The organism is Corallococcus llansteffanensis (assembly GCF_003612055.1).
Classification (GTDB): Bacteria; Myxococcota; Myxococcia; order Myxococcales; family Myxococcaceae; genus Corallococcus; species Corallococcus llansteffanensis.
The window spans coordinates 10,427-27,164 of sequence record NZ_RAWB01000050.1 but is presented as its reverse complement, the minus strand read 5'-3'; the positions used below and the strand labels follow the sequence as shown (position 1 = coordinate 27,164).

At 70.2% G+C, this 16,738-nt stretch carries 13 protein-coding genes; 2 read left to right on the top strand and 11 right to left on the bottom strand.

Going from position 1 to position 16,738, the window contains the following annotated elements; translation table 11 throughout:
- Positions 1-772, top strand: a 772-nt coding sequence (locus D7V93_RS07345) for a bestrophin-like domain (RefSeq protein WP_208722946.1), incomplete at its 5' end; no start/stop codon positions are given.
- A gap of 81 nt (positions 773-853) precedes the next feature.
- Complete coding sequence (locus D7V93_RS07340) at positions 854-1,924, top strand: alpha/beta fold hydrolase (protein ID WP_147451073.1); 1,071 nt, start codon at positions 854-856, stop codon at positions 1,922-1,924.
- Between the two features lie 9 nt (positions 1,925-1,933).
- On the opposite strand, the gene D7V93_RS07335 is transcribed toward D7V93_RS07340, so the two are convergent.
- From D7V93_RS07335 to D7V93_RS07285, 11 genes are all read right to left on the bottom strand, one after another.
- A complete protein-coding gene (locus D7V93_RS07335; protein WP_120642692.1) occupies positions 1,934-2,194 on the bottom strand; it encodes a hypothetical protein in 261 nt (86 codons plus the stop codon).
- A gap of 155 nt (positions 2,195-2,349) precedes the next feature.
- Complete coding sequence (locus tag D7V93_RS07330) at positions 2,350-4,881, bottom strand: alpha/beta hydrolase (RefSeq protein WP_120642691.1); 2,532 nt, start codon at positions 4,879-4,881, stop codon at positions 2,350-2,352.
- Between the two features lie 227 nt (positions 4,882-5,108).
- A complete protein-coding gene (locus D7V93_RS07325) occupies positions 5,109-6,734 on the bottom strand; it encodes a sodium:solute symporter family transporter (protein WP_120642690.1) in 1,626 nt (541 codons plus the stop codon).
- Between the two features lie 16 nt (positions 6,735-6,750).
- A complete protein-coding gene (locus D7V93_RS07320; RefSeq protein WP_120610778.1) occupies positions 6,751-7,029 on the bottom strand; it encodes a DUF485 domain-containing protein in 279 nt (92 codons plus the stop codon).
- Positions 7,030-7,073: 44 nt separating this feature from the next.
- Entirely contained in the window at positions 7,074-9,038 is a 1,965-nt protein-coding gene (acs, locus tag D7V93_RS07315) for an acetate--CoA ligase (RefSeq protein ID WP_120642689.1), read from the bottom strand.
- 11 nt (positions 9,039-9,049) lie between these two features.
- Positions 9,050-10,153 carry a hypothetical protein gene (locus D7V93_RS07310; RefSeq protein ID WP_120642688.1) on the bottom strand — a complete coding sequence of 368 codons (1,104 nt, stop codon included), beginning with the start codon at positions 10,151-10,153 and terminating at the stop codon, positions 9,050-9,052.
- Positions 10,154-10,369: 216 nt separating this feature from the next.
- Positions 10,370-11,470, bottom strand: a complete 1,101-nt coding sequence (locus D7V93_RS07305; RefSeq protein WP_120642687.1) for a serine hydrolase domain-containing protein — start codon at positions 11,468-11,470, stop codon at positions 10,370-10,372.
- A 69-nt stretch (positions 11,471-11,539) separates the two neighbouring features.
- A complete protein-coding gene (locus D7V93_RS07300) occupies positions 11,540-12,016 on the bottom strand; it encodes a hypothetical protein (RefSeq protein WP_147451072.1) in 477 nt (158 codons plus the stop codon).
- Between the two features lie 174 nt (positions 12,017-12,190).
- Positions 12,191-13,576 carry a sigma-54-dependent transcriptional regulator gene (locus tag D7V93_RS07295; protein WP_120642685.1) on the bottom strand — a complete coding sequence of 462 codons (1,386 nt, stop codon included), beginning with the start codon at positions 13,574-13,576 and terminating at the stop codon, positions 12,191-12,193.
- Entirely contained in the window at positions 13,573-16,542 is a 2,970-nt protein-coding gene (locus tag D7V93_RS07290) for an ATP-binding protein (RefSeq protein WP_120642684.1), read from the bottom strand. The genes D7V93_RS07295 and D7V93_RS07290 overlap by 4 nt, the downstream gene beginning before the upstream one ends.
- Positions 16,539-16,700 carry a hypothetical protein gene (locus D7V93_RS07285; RefSeq protein WP_199728780.1) on the bottom strand — a complete coding sequence of 54 codons (162 nt, stop codon included), beginning with the start codon at positions 16,698-16,700 and terminating at the stop codon, positions 16,539-16,541. Before D7V93_RS07285 ends, D7V93_RS07290 begins: the two co-directional genes overlap by 4 nt.
- Between the last annotated feature and the right edge of the window lie 38 nt (positions 16,701-16,738).

The window sequence follows — 16,738 nt, the reverse complement described above, 5'->3', positions numbered from 1 at the left end:
GGGCAGGGGGATGCAAATCATCGGGACGGTTCCTGTCTGGCTGCTCGCCCTGGGGATGACGGCGCTCATCTTCCTGGCCCTGGATGTGGGCTTCCGGCTCAGCCACCGCAAACCGGGGCTCGATGATGCGTCCCCGCTCCATGCCGCGATGCTCGGCCTGGTGGCGCTCCTGCTGGCCTTCGCCTTCTCCATGGCCGAGGACCGGTTCACCCTGCGCCGCGAGCTCGTCACCAAAGAGGCGAACGCCATCGGCACCTGCTACCTGCGCGCTGGCTTCCTTCCCGAACCCACGCGCGGCGAAATGCGGACCCGGCTGCGCCGCTACGTCGACCTTCGACTCGAGGCCTACGCGGCCGCGTCGGACCCGGAACGCTTCGCACCCCTCCTGCAGGAATCGGTTCAGCTTCACGCAGAGCTCTGGTCACGGCTGGATGCGGTCGCGCTCCAGCTCCCGGCCGGGGTCCTGATCCTCACCACCCAGGCCCTCAATGATGTGATTGACGTCTCTGCTGAGCGGCTGTCGGCAGCGCGGAACCAGATCCCGGACACCATCTTCGTCCTGCTGCTCATCGGGATTCTCGGCTCGGGCCTGCTGCTCGGCTACCGGCCGGAAACACACGCGCGCGGGTGGTTCCTCTGGGGAATCTTCGCGCTGCTGACGACCGCCGTCATGTTCACCCTCCTGGATCTCGACGTCCCCAATCGCGGCCGCATCCGTACGAGCCAGCAGCCCCTGATGGACCTCCGGGACCAGCTGCGCTCCAGCCCTTGAGGCCCCCCCAGGCAATCGAAACGGACATCATCCGTTCGACAGGGAATGCCGACCCTGACCTCCGCGATGAAGCTCCCTGCCTTGTCCCTGCTAGGCCTGTCCCTGATGGCGGACACGGCCACGGCGGAAGAAGCCCCTCCGACGCCCCAGGCGGTCATGCGGGAGGCCCGCCGGAGCGTGCTGCCGGACGGCATCGAGAAGGCCGAAGCGGTCCGCATCGGTGGCATCGACCAGTGGATCTCCGTGCGGGGACGCCACCGGGACAACCCGCTGCTCCTTTTCCTGCACGGAGGTCCGGGCTTCACGTCCCTGCCGTCCGCCTACTTCTACCAGGGCGAATGGGAGGAGTTCTTCACCGTCGCGCACTGGGACCAGCGGGGCGCGGGGAAGACGTACGCCCTCAACCCGCCGGACAAGGTGCGCCCCACGCTGAGCATCGAGCGCATGGTGGCGGACGCCGAAGAGGTCGTCACCCACCTGCGCAAGACCTACGGCAAGAAGCGCATCGTGCTCGTGGGGCACAGCTGGGGCACCGTGCTCGGCGTGAAGCTCGCGCAGCGGCATCCCGAGTGGTTCGACGCCTATGTCGGCATCAGCCAGGTCGTCGACCTCCCCCGCAACGAGGCGCTGGGCTACGAGGCCACGCTCCAGGCCGCGCGCGCGGATGGGAACGCCAAGGCCGTCGCGGAGCTCGAAGCGCTCGCGCCCTATCCAGACCCCAAGGACCCCGCGCGCCAACTGGTGAACCTGCCGAAGGAGCGCCGGTGGCTCACCCGCTACGAGAGCTACAACTGGCGCGACCGCAGCTGGCACGGCGCCGAGGTCTGGCGCTTCAGCCCGGACGTCTCGGACAAGGACATGGAGGCACGCGACGCGGGCCTGGACCTGAGCTTCGTGGCGCTCTGGGGGGGCCTCTCCCAACTGGACTTCACCCCGGTGAAGCGCTTCGCCTGCCCCGTGTTCTTCTTCCACGGCCGGCACGACCTCACCACGTCCGCGCGCCTCATCGACCCCTGGTACGCGGCGCTCGAAGCGCCCTCGAAGAAGCTCGTCTGGTTCGAGGACTCCGCCCACATGGTGCACGAGGAGGAGCCCGGAAAGGTGCTCCTGCGACTCGTGCAGGACGTGCTCCCGCTCACTCGCGTGAAGTAAGGCCGCGCGTCATTTGCTTCCATCCTCGCTCCACTCCAGGCGCAGCACGTCCTTCGGCGTCTCCGGCTTGGGGATGCCGGAGCCCGCTCGGCCCAGTGCGACCGACGCGTCCTTCGCGAGGGGCGTGGAGGCTGGGGCGAAGAAGCGGTAGCGGCGCTCACCCAGGCGCTCACTGTCGACGAGCACCACGTCCCCCACGAAGAGGGCCGGCCCCGTCCCGGCGATGGGGAAGTCGGCGTCGGTCTCCACGTCGACCTCAAGCACGTCCACTTCGGCGTGCTCCTGGCCCGCGGTGAAGAAGCGCCGGGGCTTCGGGTACCGGACGCGACGTGCGACCGCTGACCTGATTCCAGGCACCGCGGGCCGCTTCGCGCGTGGGTTCTCTGGCCCCGAACCACCATCCTGAGTCGCCATGTCGTGCTCCGTTACCCGATGATCTGCAGGTCATCGAACGCGAGGGGCCGGGCGTTCTTCCGGTTGAGCCGCAGTTGGATGGCGCGGGCCACCCGGAGGATCTTCGACGACCCGAAACAACGGATGGGGAACCGGAGCGTCGACAGCATGCTCTTCGTCAGGAACACCGTGTCGAAGGGAAGCGGAACGCCGCCCACCGCATCCGAGTCGACCCACTCGAGGGTTCCGTCGGTCAGCTCGATTCCAAGCTGGAAGCCCGTCTCCGCGGGGGGCATGTCCTCGATGAAGACATCCGCGACGCGGATCCACAGCTCCTTTCCGCTGAGCGTCACCGGCGGATCCAGCTGCGAGCGGAACGTCCCGGGAGCCGCTCCTGGCACCGCCACCATGCCGATGGAGTCGCCGTAGAACGAGTCGTTGTACTGGGTGGCCGTGGCTTGATTGAACCTGTACTCGCCCGCCACCAGCCCGCTCTGGGTCGTGGGTTGCCCGAGCGAGTTCTTGCCAATGGTGTTGCCCTGCTCATGGTCATCCACCGTCAGCGCCGCGGACCACTTGAAGGACAGGTGCACCAGCCAGGTCAGCGTCGCGGGCGGCAGCTCCGTTCCCACCAGGAACCCGAGCGTGTCGTGCCCCGCCAGGACCGAGCGGAAGAACGCGCAGCCGTAGGTCAACAGCACCCGTTCGTGCGCGGAGCGGGTCATCGTCGGCAGATTCCCGCCGTTGTCATTCTCAAGCCATCGCCGGTTGAAGAAGTTGTGGCAGGCGTTGTGGACGTAGAGCTGCGACTTGAACGTCGGCGGCCGGCAGCGGTCGTAGTACTTCGCACCGTCGTTCTCGAACACGTCTCCGTCAGCGGCGGGAAGGAGCGTGAGGAACTCGCAGCCTTCGAGCGCGCCCTGGGTCGCGCCCCAGTCGGTGGGGGCGAGCGACAGCACGCAGCGGATGTTCACGGCCCTCGGCCTGCTGAGGCGTGACGGAGCAATCACCACCGCCTCGCCTCCGCGCGAGTGCCCCATGAGTCCGATCTTGTCGAAGTCGAGCACACCCGCGAAGACCTGGCCGCTGGCGTTGAGCGTCTGGAAGTGCGCGATGGAGGCGTTGATGAGGTCGGCGCGGTCGGTGATGTTTCCCGGCCCGCCGGTCCACCCATTCAGCTCGTTGCAGTCGACCGACACCGCGACGAAGCCCATCCGCGCGAGCGCCTGCTGGAAGTAGTCGTAGCCGAGATGGCTCGGGTCGGTGGGCGCATGGTTCCCGTGGGCCATGAAGACGAGGGGCACCGGTCCCCGCTTGCTCCGCCGCTTGTTGAAGGGCGCGTTCGCACCGTCGTCCTGGGCGGGGTAGCAGACCGTGCCCCGGACGTGCAGCGTCTGCCCGCCGATGCTCGTCGTGCCTCCGTCGTAGTCCGCCTGGCCCACCGGAAACAGGTCGAGCCCGGAGGGGTCGGACGTCACGTGCGGGGCGACGCACAGGCAGGTGAGCTGCTGCGCGGAATGGCTCACGCACGCTCCCAGCGTCTGCACCACGTGGACGACATCGCCGTGTTCGACGGGCGCGTCCAGCAGCACCACCGGACCGCCGCCTTCGCCGGCCTTCACGAGGTTGCGGTAGACCTTCACCGTGGCGCCGGTCGCCATCATCGTGAGGGTGATGGAGGTGTCGCCGCATTGGAGGGGCTCGGCCTGTGGCGCGAAGAGCTCCCCGCAGGACCAGACCTGGAGCCCGCCAGGTTCGCTCTGCGTGCCCGGGCACAGCCACTGGACGGCGGAGAGCAGGTCCCCTGCCGCGAGCGGCGCCGGCAGGTCGACCCTATGGCTGTCTCCCCAGGTGCGCCAGGTACCCAGGGAGGCTCCGTTGCGCGACAGCTCGAAGCGGGCGCCGTTCACGAGGTTCGTCACCTGGACCTGCCGGGTGCCTTCGAAGGCCAGGTAGAAGCCCGGCCCGGGCAAGGGGAGCGGCGCCGCGACCGTGGTGTAGACAGACGAGGGCGGGCTCGGGTCCCCATCCAGGATTGCCCAGGCGCGCACCTGTTGCCTGGGGCCGTGGTCCGGCGTCACGTCGAGCCCCTGTTGGGGAGCCGCGCCCTGCACCCGGGCGACCTCGGTGGCGTTCGCGGTCAGCCACACCTCGCTGCCGGTGAGCAGGTTGGCGACGCCCGTCCGCGACCCGCAGCGATGGACGGGAGCCGGGTCGACGCGGGGGCGGGGAGGGCCGTCGGGAAGGTCCTGCGTGTGTTTGCGCGCGGTCACGCTGGGGGACCAGCCGCTGGTGGCCCCATGGGCGTGCTGTCGCGCGCGGACGACGTCGCCCGACACCAGCGGCGCGGACAGGTGCAGCAGGGCCCCCACCGGTTGGGGAAAGCCTCCGGGCACCCCCGTGAGCACGATGACGCCGTTGCGCTCCAGGTCGAGTGTCGCGCCGGGGTTGAAGCCGTGGACGACGAGCGCCTTGGCGCCCTGGTACAGCGGCGCACCGACGAGCGGCGGGGACAGGAACGCGGTGTCCTCGAGCTTCAGGCTCCCGGTCGGCACGTCACGCATGGAAGGCTCCCCCCTGGGGACACCATCCCATTCAAGAGACCGCCGGGTGCAAACGGGGCCCGAAGGCACGGGCAATAACAGACAGTCCCATGCCCCGCGGTTCCACTGCGCCCGGGCTCACGCTCATGGGATGAAAGAGGACGGAACCCGGGCCCCTTTGGAAACACCCGGGTTCCGTCCCTGCCCTCCACGTCGAGGAGAAACCGTGGAGGGCCGCCGAGCAGCCTTCAAACCTTTTGCGGAGCCTCCGGGGTCCCGGGCGGCACCGAGCCCGCGACGCCAGTGGGCACCGTCACCGGGGGCGGCAGCACCGCGCCCACGTGCATGCGGTGCTGCACCTCCGCGAACCGCCGCGACGCCTCTGCCTCCGGCGACAGCAGCGACACCAACCAGCCCACGAAGAACGACAGCGGAATCGTGACGAGCCCCGGGTTCTTCAGCGGGAAGGGCGCGGACGCGTGCCCCAGCAGCTCCACCTGCACCGTGGGCGACAGGAAGATCAGCAGCACCGCGCTGAAGGCGCCCGTCAGCATGCTGGCCACCGCGCCGCGCGTGGTGAAGCCCTTCCACAGCATGGACAAGAGCAGCGCCGGGAAGTTCGCGCTCGCCGCGACGGCGAACGCCAGACCCACCATGAAGGCCACGTTCTGCCCCTTGAAGACGACGCCCAGGAGGATGGCCACCACGCCCAGGAGCAGGCTCGCCAGCCGCGCCACCTTGAGCTGCTCGTGCTCCGGCGCCTGCCCCTTGCGCACCACGTGCGACCACAAGTCATGTGACAGCGCCGCCGCGCCCGACAGCGTCAGGCCCGCCACCACCGCCAGAATCGTGGCGAAGGACACCGCGGAGATGAAGCCCAGGAAGCCCGTGCCGCCCACGACCTCCGCCAGCATGGGCGCGGCCATGTTGCCGCCCTTGTCCACCGCCGTGATGCCCTGGCGGCCCACCAGCACCGCCGCGCCGAAGCCCAGGATGAACGTCACCAGGTAGAAGAAGCCGATGAGGCCCGTGGCGTAGAACACGCTGGTGCGCGCCGCCTTCGAGTCCGGCACCGTGTAGAAGCGCATCAGGATGTGCGGCAGGCCCGCTGTGCCGAACATCAGCGCCACGCCCAGTGAGATGGTCTCCAGCGGGTTCGCCACCAGCTTGCCCGGGGCCAGCACCTCCGGCCCGTACATCGTCGCCGCCTCGTTGAAGAGGGCCGCGGGGCTGAAGCCGAACTTCCACAGCACCGCGATGGCCAGTGCGGACGCGCCGCCCAGGAGCAGCACCGCCTTGACGATCTGCACCCACGTCGTGGCGATCATCCCGCCGAACAGCACGTAGAGGATCATCACCGCGCCCACGATGACGACGGCCATCTCATACGACAGGCCGAACAGCAGGTGGATGAGGTTGCCCGCGCCCACCATCTGGGCAATCAGGTAGAAGACGACCACCGTGAGCGTGCCCACCGCGGCGGACAGGCGCACCGGGGTCTGCTTCAGCCGGTAGGCCACCGCGTCCGCGAAGGTGTACTTGCCCAGGTTGCGCAGGGGCTCCGCGATGAGGAACGTCACCACCGGCCAGCCCACCAGCCAGCCCACCGAATAGATGAGCCCGTCGAAGCCCGACGTGGCCACGAGCCCCGCGATGCCCAGGAAGCTCGCGGCGCTCATGAAGTCGCCCGCCAGCGCGAAGCCGTTCTGCACCGCGCTGATGTTGCCGCCCGCGGCGAAGAACTCGGACGTCGTCTTCGTGCGCCGCGCGGCCCAGTAGGTGATGGCCAGCGTGATGCTGACGAAGAGGAGGAAGAAGACGATGGCCGTCGTGTTGGGCTGGCCAAGCTGCGTGCCCGCGGTCGAAGGATTCATGGCGTGGCCTTTCGGATCAGCGGCGCAGTCCGTCGAGGATGTGGTCGTACTTGCGGTTGGCCCACAGGATGTAGATGCCCGTCAGCACCCAGGCGACGAGGATGGTCACCGCCCCCAGCACGATGCCGATGGACAGCCCCGGGATGAGCTGTCGCCCCATCAGCGGCCGGTTGAACGCCACGAGCAGGATGAAGCCCAGGTAGGTCACGAGCATCGCCACCGTCAGCGCTCCCGCCACGCGCCAGCGCGCGGCGGCGAGTGCCTTCAGGACGTCGTCCTTGGAATTGCCGTACATCGGTGTGCCTCCTTGGGAAGCGTAAGGAATGGGACCGCGAGCCTTCAGCGCCGCGGGGCCGGAGGCAGCCCCTTGGTGAGCAACTCCTCCAGCACCGCGGGGTCCGCCAGCGTGCTGGCATCCCCCAGGTTCTCCGTCTCGCCGCTGGCGATCTTCCGCAGCATGCGGCGCAGAATCTTCCCCGAGCGCGTCTTGGGCAGGCCCGACACCAGCACCACCCGGTCCGGGGACGCGATGGGGCCAATCACGTGGCGCACCTGCTCGCGCAGCGCGCCCATCATCTGCTCGTCCGGCGTGCGCACGAAGTCCGGCTTCACCGTCACGAAGGCGCACACGCCGGTGCCCTTCAGGTCGTGCGGGTAGCCCACCACGGCGGCCTCGGCGACGGCCTCGTGCGCCACGAGCGCGCTCTCCACCTCCGCGGTGCCCAGCCGGTGGCCGGACACGTTGAGCACGTCGTCCACGCGGCCGGTGATCCAGTAGTAGCCGTCCTCGTCGCGGCGGCAGCCGTCGCCGGTGAAGTACAGCGGCAGGAAGCGGGCGTAGTACGTCTCCACGAAGCGCTCGTGGTGGCCGTACAGCGTGCGCGCCTGTCCCGGCCACGAGCGCGCGAGGCACAGGTTGCCGCTGACGCCGTTGCCCTCCAGCACCTTGCCCTCTTCATCCACGAGCACCGGCTCCACGCCGAAGAAGGGCAGGGTGGCGCTGCCGGGCTTGCACGGCGTCGCGCCCGGCAGGGGCGCGATGAGGATGCCGCCCGTCTCCGTCTGCCGCCAGGTGTCCACCACGGGGCAGCGGCCCTCGCCCACGACGTCGTGGTACCAGCGCCAGACCTCCGGGTTGATGGGCTCGCCCACGCTGCCCAGCAGGCGCAGCGACTTGCGCGACGACTTCGTCACGAACGCGTCCCCCTCCTTGATGAGGGACCGGAGCGCGGTGGGCGCGGTGTAGAGCGTGGTGGCCTTCACGTCATCCACCACCTGCCAGAGGCGGCCCGCGTCGGGCCAGGTGGGCGTGGACTCGAAGAGGACCGTGGTGGTGCCGGTGGAGAGCGGGCCATAGAGGAGGTACGAATGCCCCGTCACCCAGCCCACGTCCGCGGTGCAGAAGTGCACGTCGTCCGGCTGCGTGTCGAAGACGTAGCGGAACGTGGTGGCGGCGTACACGAGGTAGCCCGCCGTGGTGTGCATCACGCCCTTGGGCTTCCCGGTGGAGCCGGACGTGTAGAGGATGAAGAGCGGGTCCTCGGAGTCCATCCACTCGGCGGGACAGACGCCCCGGTGCTTCTTCACCTCCACGTCCAGCCAGTGGTCGCGCCCCTCGCGCATGGGCACTTCCTTGGGTGTGCGGCGCGCGACGAGCACGGACGTCACCTGGGTGAGCCCCTCCAGGGCCTCGTCGGTGATGGACTTCGTGGCCACGTTCTTGGGGCCGCGCGGGCCCTCGTTGGCGGTGACGACCACCTTCGCGCCGCAATCCAGGACACGCTCGCGCAGCGAGTCCGCGGAGAAGCCGGCGAACACCACGGAGTGCACCGCGCCGATGCGGGCGCACGCGAGCATCGTGTACGCCAGCTCCGGCACCATGGGCAGGTACACGATGACGCGGTCGCCCTTCTTCACGCCGTGCGCCTTGAGCACGTTGGCCACGCGGCCCACGTGGTGCTGGAGGTCCTTGAAGGTGATGACCTCGTATTCGCCGGGCGTGTTCTTCGCCCAGATGATGGCGGCCTTGTCCGGGCGCGCCTTCGCGTGGCGGTCCACGCAGTTGACGGTGACGTTGAGCTTCCCGCCGCCGTACCAGGTGAAGTCCGCGGCGTTCTCATTCACCTCGCGGATGGTGTCCGGCGGGTGGAACCAGGTGAGCTGCCGCGCCTGCTCGCCCCAGAAGGCGTCCGGGGCGTCCAGGCTCTGGCGGTAGAGGCGCTGGTAGTCCTCCAGGCTCTTCACGTGGGCGGTGCGGCGGAAGGCTTCCTTGGGCGCGACGAGCAGGTCCTGGGCGGGGGCCATGGGAAGGTCCTTTAGTAGAAGAGCTGGAGTTGGGCGGTGCCGGTGATGCCGGTGGTGGCGTGGGAGATGTCGCCCGCGCGGGACACGGCCACCTCCGTCTTCAGGTTGAAGGTGTGCTTCTGGAACCAGATGTTGAAGCCGGGGCGCAGCGTGAGCAGGTCCTGCGCGTCCACGCGGCCGTTGAAGTACTCGCCGGAGATGAGGGGCTCCACGATGCCGATGCGGTAGCCCAGCTCCACGAAGAAGCCGGTGCCGCTGCGCGGGTTGTCGAAGCCCTGCTGCCAGGAGAAGACGTTGCTCTGGAAGATGAGCTCCTGGTCCGCGCCCATGGGCAGGTCCAGGAACACGTCCGCCGCCAGGGCCACCGCGTCGTGCACGCCGGAGGCGGTGGCGATGGCGGAGTACTGGTAGTCACCGCCCACGCCGAACGACAGCAGCGGATGGTCGGTGAAGTAGATGCCCCGGAGGAACAGGTCCTCCTCGCGGCCGAGCACGTTGTAGCGCGCATGGCCCACGAAGCGCGGCAGGTCGTCCGGGTTGACGACCTGGCCGTTCTCCAGCCGGGAGCCCTCCACGCCGTTGAGGATGGCGGCGCGGTAGGTCAGCGGCCCGGCGAAGCCTCGCACCTGGATGCCCGCGTCGCGCCACACCTTGCCCACGCCCAGCGGGTAGCGGATGAGGTCGGAGTGGTAGTCCACCGTGTTGAGCGCGATGGCGCCCTGCAGCGCCTGGTGCGACAGCGGCGCGAGGATGAAGCCCGCCTCCAGCCACGTCTTGTCCGCGACCTCGTACGCGACCGTCGCGTCCTGGATGTAGAAGGCCGGGTTCCAGTCGCCGTTCTTGCCGAAGTTCGGCTGATCCGTGTCGATGAAGAACGACAGCCGCTTGGTGATGGATCCGAAGACGAGCAGCCGCACCCGGCGCAGGAAGAAGTCCGTGCCCACGCCGCCCACGGGCGCGCCGTTCTTCACGAGCTGCATCTGGGGATGCAGCAGGACGTTGACGTTGAGGACCGCGTCGTCGCCCAGTTGAATCTTCCCGGCCGCCGCGGGCAGCGCGGTCAGCAGGGCCACGAACACCATCCACCGGGCGAGCGAGCGTAGGTCGGGGGGCATAGGCCCCAGCGCAAGAGCAACGCCCGTTCCACCCGCGTGCGCTCCGGGTTTCAGGACCTTACAGGTTGGCTCGTCGCGTCAGGATGTGGCGGAAGGTGACAGGGCGTTACCGCCCGTAACGATTCGTGCAGCGCGTCGTAACACCCGGGTAACACCGGGCCACGACGGGGACAGGGGCCACGCCGCGCGTCAGCGTGGCCCCCGCGCTCCGGGGGCTCAGGCTTCCGGGTTGTCCTCGGGGGCGATGCCCGCGTCGGCGTCCGTGTCCGGCGGACCGAAGGGCGCCTCAAGGCCCGCGGCCTCCAGGAGGATGCGCCGGCCCATGGCGGGCAGCTTGAGGCCCGTCGTCGGGTGGCCGTTGGTGAGGAGCACCACCGCCGCGGCGTGTCCGGGCAGGAAGCCCACCCACGCCACGAAGCCTCCGTTGCCGCCGGCCTTGCTCACCACCTTCGCGCCGCCGCCCGCGTCGGTGATGTACCAGCCCAGGCCGATGGACTGACGGGCGGAGATTTCGAAGTGGGGCGTGTGCGCGAGCTTCATCGCGCGGTAGGTGAGCAGCGGCATGGAGGGAACGCGGAAGAGGTTGCCCTCCAGGAAGCGCAGCATGTCCGACGCGGTGGAGTTGAAGCCCACGCCCCGGTAGCCCAGTTGCTTGCCCCTGGTCGTGTAGCCCTGGGCGATGCGTTCGGGACGGATGCCAGTGAGGTCCACGCGCGTGTCACGCATCGCGAATGGCTCCTGGAGGTCCGTGGCGAACAGCTCCGGGTAGCTGCGCCGCGCGGCGAAGGTGGTGGTGAAGCCCTGCGTCACCTCGCTCACGTTGGAGTAGCTGTAGTGCGTGCCCACGCGCGTCTCCGGGTTGAAGCGCGTCCAGAAGTCGAACATCTCCGGGGGCGGCACCTCTCCCCGGTACAGCGCGCCCGCTGGGTGGCCCGGCACGTTGGCGGACGGCATGCCCGCCGTCATGGTGCCCAGCGCCTGGGGCGTCACCTGCCGGATGACGGTCCCCTGCTGACGGACCTCTCCCGGGAGGAAGCGGGTGATCTGATCCGTCAGCGCCAGCTTCCCCTCCACGATGCGCGCGGCGGCGAGCGTGTTGGTGAAGACCTTCTGCACGGAGCCGATGAGGAACAGTGTGTCCTCGGACACCGGTCGCTGGGCCTCGCGGTCCGACAGGCCCGCGACGTAGCTGGCACGCACGTCGCCGACAGCCACCGCCGCCGACACGCCGATCTCCGTCTGCGTGCCCAGGTAGTCCTTCATGGCCGCCGCGACGAGCTGCTTGAGTCGCGCGGGGTCCTGCGCTTGGGTCGTCATGGAATGGATCCGGAAGAGGGGAAGGGGGGCGGTGCCGTGAGGCCCGCCCTGGCTTGAGCCTGGGACCTGCTAATCCGACAGGGACGTGTCGCAGCTTCCGCTGATCATCTGGATCTGCATCTCCTCGGAGGAGCCGTTGAGGAAGAAGTAGACGGTGGTGTTCGCGTCGGAGGACTTCAGCGTGCAGTAGAAGTTCTGCTTGCACGACCAGATCTTCCCGTTGTCATCCTCGAACTGGACCCACCAGTAGTCGTGGCCCGTGGCGCCGGTCCAGAAGATGGCCTGGAACGACGAGCTGGTGACGTTCTCCGCGAGCGAGGGCCAGTTGCCCTGCTGCTGATAGCTGGGGTTGTTGCTGTAGCGGTGGCGCAGCTGCACGTTGGTGATGGTCCCGCCCCACTGGTTGACGACGACGCAGTTGGCGGTCTGCTCCGTCGACAGGGGGGCGGCACCCTTCGCGGCGGTGCGGGTCGTGTCGGGGTTCAGGCGGGTGTCGTAACCCGACTTGAGCTGGCCATCCGGGCCGAGGCTGTTGTGGTTGCACATGGTCGTGGACTCCTGGGCCACCGGGAGAGGGATTCATCCGGTGGATGCCAGGACCCATGAGCAAGCGGTGTGCCGCATGCCGCTTCCCTCTGGGGGCCCGTGGGGAGCGGCGGAATCGACGTGCTTCGACGCATTTCGACGCGTCGAAACACGCGGGTGTCGACGCGTCGGACTTCAGGCGCGGGTGCGGGGGATGCCCAATCGCTGGCGCTTCTCCCAGAGCGTCTTGCGGCTGATGCCCAACCTGCGCGCCAGCTCCGTCTCGCCCATGCGGTCCTGGTGCTCCATCACGAAGCGGCGGAAGTACTCCTCCATCGAATCGGGTGAGCGCGGGTCCTCGCTGGCGACGAGCGGCGGGAAGTCCAGCTCCTCCAGTGCGGGAGGCGCCGCGTCCGTCGCCGCCGAGCCCGGCAGCTCCAGCGCGAGCAGGTCCGGCGTGAGCAGCGGCCCGTCCGCGAGGATGACCGCGCGCTCGAGGGCGTTCTCCAACTCGCGCACGTTGCCCGGCCATGGGTGCGCGGCGATGGCCGCCAGCGCCTCCGGGGACAGGGACGCAGGCGGACGGCCCAGGCGTCGGCTGGCCTTCTCCAACAGGTGCTTCGCCAGGGCGGGCAGGTCCTCGCCGCGCTCGCGCAGGGGCGGCAGGCGGATCTCCACCACGCGCAGGCGGAAGTAGAGGTCCTGCCGGAAGAGGCCCTCCTGCACGCGGCGGGGCAGGTCGCGGTGCGTGGCGGCGAGGATGCGCACGTCCACCTTGCGCGAGCGCGTGGCGCCCACCCGCCGCACCTCGCCGTCCTGGAGCATGCGCAACAGGCGCGCCTGCGCGGGCGCGGGCAGTTCGCCAATCTCGTCGAGGAAGAGCGTCCCTCCGTGCGCGGCCTCCACCAGCCCCGCGTGCGCGGCCTGCGCGCCGGTGAAGGCGCCCTTCTCGTGGCCGAACAGCTCGCTCTCCAGCAAGCCCTCCGGGATGGCCGCGCAGTTGACCGCCACCAGCGGCCCCTCCGCGCGCGGGCTCTGCGCGTGGACGGCGCGGGCCACCAATTCCTTGCCGGTGCCGGACTCGCCCAGCACCAGCACGGTGGCGGAAGAAGCGGCCACCTTGCGCACGCGCTCGAACACCTCGCGCATCGCGGCGGATGTGCCCACCATGCCGCCGGGGGCCCAGGTCTGCTCCACCTCGCGCTTGAGGGCCGCGTTCTGCCGGGTGAGCCTTCCTTCGCGCAGCACGCGCTCCACCTGGAGCAGCAGCTCGTCGTGGTCGAAGGGCTTCGCGATGTAGTCCACCGCGCCCTGTTTCATCGCGTCCACGGCGGACTTCACCGTGGCGTAGCTCGTCATGATGAGCACCGGCACGCCCGGACACAGGGCGATGATGTCCGTACCCGGCGGGCCCGGCAGGCGCAGGTCGGAGAGCACCAGGTCGAAGGCGTCCAGCGCGTGCTCGGCCGCGGCCTCCGGCACGGCGCCGGCCTCCGACACGTCGTGGCCCGCGCGGGTGAGCAGCCGCTTGAGCTCCGTGCGGATGATGGGTTCGTCCTCGATGACCAGGATGCGGCTCACGCGGAAACCTCCTGACGGGACGGGGCCTCGGACGCGGGGGCCCGGGGCAGGCTCAACGTCACGCGGGTGCCGCCCTCGGCGCGGGCTTCGATGCGCAGCGTGCCCCCGTGCTCGCGCACGATGCCCTCCACCAGCGCGAGGCCCAGGCCGGTGCCCTCGCCGGGCTGCTTGGTGGTGAAGAAGGGCTCGAAGATGCGCTGCGACAGCTCCGGGGCGATGCCGTGCCCCCGGTCCTCCACCTGGATGCGCACTTCGCCTCCCGTGGCGTCCGCCCGGAGCTCCACGCACGAACCCGTGGGCGACGCGTCGATGGCGTTGGTCAAGAGGTTCACCAGCACCTGCTCCAACCGCTGCGCGTCGCCCCGCACCTCCAGCCCGTCCGGGCTCTGGTGCGCGCACGCCACGTCGCGCGCCTTGCGCGACAGCCGGGCGAGCTCCGCCGCTTCCGCGAGCAGCGGGCCCACCGCCACGCGCGTGAAGGGCCGGGACTCGCCGCCCACCGTGCCCGCGTGGCCGAAGCCCACGAGCGCCCGGACGATGGCGTCGATGCGGCGGCACTGCTGGAGGATGAGCCCCACGCGCTCGCGCACCGCTTCGGGGTCCTCCAGCTCGTACTTGAGGTTCTGGGTGATGCTGGCGATGGCGGTGAGCGGGTTGCCAATCTCATGCGCCACGCCCGCGGCCACCCGGCCCAGCGACGCGAGCCGGTCCTGGTGCGCGAGCCGCGCGTCCACCGCCTTGCGCTCCGTCCAGTCCTCCACGAGGAACGTCATGCCTTCGGAGGGCCCCGAGCTGTCCCCATCGGACGGCGCCAATCGGGAGCGGTGCAGGCGCAGGCTGCGCGTCTGTCCCGCCACCGGCACGCGCACCTCGGTGTCGCCGTCATGCGCCTGGGCGAGCCCGGAGAACAGCGTGCCCCAGGGCTCCGGCAGGCGCGCCAGCGGGTGGCCTCGCACGGCGTCCATGGGCACGCGCGACACCGCCTCCAGCGCGGCGTTCCAGAGGACGACCTCTCCGTCCGGGCCCACCGCGCAGACGCCCAGCGGCAGGTCCTCCAGGATGCGGTAGAGGTAGCGGCGCACCACCTCCAGCTCACGCACCGGCCCCCGGATGTCGCGCGCGTCGCGAAGCCGCTCCTCCACGAAGCGGAGCTGATCCGCCAGGGCCGTGCGCGCGCCGGGGTCCAGCCGCAGCGCTTCGCCCACCGCGAGCCGGGCCAGCACCGGACCGATGAGGCCGGACAGGTTGCGCTCCACGCCGTCGCGCAGGCGGCGCAGCTCCGCGGGCCGGCGCTCGTCCAGGGACAGGTCCAGCGCCTCGCGCGCGCGGTCCACCTCCGCCGCCGCCACCTGCGCGCCCAGCACCGGCTCCAACTGCCGGCGGAACTCGTCCGGGGAGCTGGCCACCACGCTGCCCTCGGACAGGCCCGGCGCCTCGCGCGCGCACACCCGCGCGGCCTCCGTCTCCTCCAGTGACTGGCGCGTGGCGAGAGACACCGCCACGAAGCACAGCGCATTGAGGCCCAGGGAGGTGAACGTGGCGAAGCCCCAGGGCTCCTCCGCGGAGAAGCCCATGGCGACGGAGACTTGATTCGTCCACGCCACCAGCGAGGGCGGCTCCCACAGCGGGGCGACGAGCGTGGCGGGCCACGTCGCGGCGCCCGCGCCCAGCCCGGCGAGCAGGCCCGCGCGCGTCGCCTTGGGCCACAGGAGCAGGCCCAGCACGCCCGGCGCGAACTGCGCGGTCGCGACGAAGGACACGAGTCCCAGGTCCACGAGCCCCGTCGCCCGCGTGTCGATGAGCCGGTAGAAGCCATAGCCCGCGAGGATGATGGCGGCGATGAGCACGCGCCGGGCCCACAAGAGCCAGCCGTAGAGGTCGTCGCGGCCGCGCACGGTGTTCAGGGGCAGCACCAGGTGCGTCAGACACATGGGCGCCAGCGCGAGTGTGGTGACGATGACCATGGCGCTCGCCGCGGACACGCCGCCCAGGAAGGCCAGCAGCGCCAGCGCCGGGGCGCCCTTCGCGGCGGGCACGGAGAGGACGTGGAAGTCCGCGGGCCAGGGCAGGCCCAGCGCTTCTCCGGACCACAGCAGCACCGGCACCGCCGCGTTGATGAGCAGCATCAACAGGGGGAAGGCCCACGCCACGGTGGCCAACCCGTCGCGCTCGGGGGCCTCGGTGAAGGCCACGTGGTACTGCCGGGGCGTCAGGAACGCGGCGACGAAGGAGAGCACCAGCAGCGGCGCCCAGGACGCGTCGCGCGCGGGGCGCTGGAGCGCCTCCACCGCTTCGGGGTGGAGGGTGAGCCAGTCCTGTAACCCGCCCACGCCGCCGAAGACGGACACCACGCACCAGCCCGCGACGATGACGAGCGCGAGCAGCTTCACGCCCGACTCGAAGGCGATGGCCAGCATCAGCCCCTCGTGTCGCTCGCGCGGGGCGGGGTGGCGGGCGCCGAAGAGGAGCGAGAAGACGACGAGCACGCCGCAGAAGCCCGGGCCCACCAGGGCGGGGGACGCGGCGGGGCTCAAGAGGCGGGCGGACTCCACGACGGCGCGAATCTGGAGCGCCAGGTAGGGCAGGCTGCCGGCCAGGGCGAACAGCGTCACCGCGGTGCCCGTCACCTGCCCGGGGTAGCGGAACGCGAGCAGGTCCGCGAGCGACGTGAGCTGCAACTCGCGCGTCAGCCGCAAGAGCGGCCGCCACAGCACGGGGGCGAGCAGGCACGCGAGCGTGAGGCCCAGGTAGATACCCAGGTAGCGGAAGCCGTGGCGGGCCGCGTAGCCCACGCTGCCGAAGTAGGACCAGGACGTGGCGTACACGCCCAGGGCCAGCGCGTACACCAGCGGGTGCTGGGTGATGCGGGCCGGGATGCGGCCTCTCTCCGCCGCGTAGGCGACGAGGAACAGCACGCCCAGGTAGCCGACGGAGGCGATGACGAGCGGGCCCAGGCCCAGCGTCATGGGCGCAGGCTCCGGTGCGCCACCCAGCCGCCCAGGGCGATGACGCCCAGCCACACGACGAAGGGAAGGTAGGCGGGGGCGCCTTCCGCCAGCCACAGCCTGCGCAGCGGCGAGCCGAACAGCAGCACCGCGACGGCGAACACCAGCAGTGACGGCATGGCGGGAGGTTCCGCGGGAGGCCGCGACATGCGGGCGA